We start from the raw sequence: 258 nt of genomic DNA, 5'->3' as shown, positions 1-258 counted from the left end.
AAGCAGAGCAGGAGCGAGTGGCAAAACAGTATGGTATAGACCCTTCAATACTCTCAGGCAGTGCTAATAATTCAGCTGCTGTGACAAATCCTAATGTTGTTGAACCACGTCAAAATCAAACAAATGGACAATCAGCAACAACTAAAACAAGCGAGTTTGATTTTAATGAAGACAGCGATAAAGACGCTTTAAAACGTTTCGGTTATGAAATGTTCGAAGGTGAACCAACCACTTTTGCTCCCGTAACCGATGTACCTG

The 258-nt window shown here is 41.1% G+C and carries 1 protein-coding gene; it reads left to right on the top strand.

The features are described from left to right. The coding region (locus tag AAEY75_RS15980; protein WP_352260145.1) for a hypothetical protein at positions 1-258 on the top strand (258 nt) is incomplete at both ends.

The sequence above is a fragment of the Psychrobacter sp. TB55-MNA-CIBAN-0194 genome, from assembly GCF_040309505.1.
GTDB lineage: Bacteria > Pseudomonadota > Gammaproteobacteria > Pseudomonadales > Moraxellaceae > Psychrobacter > Psychrobacter fozii.
Note: the sequence above shows the minus strand (reverse complement) of the source record. Positions and strands in the feature narration are given on the sequence as shown.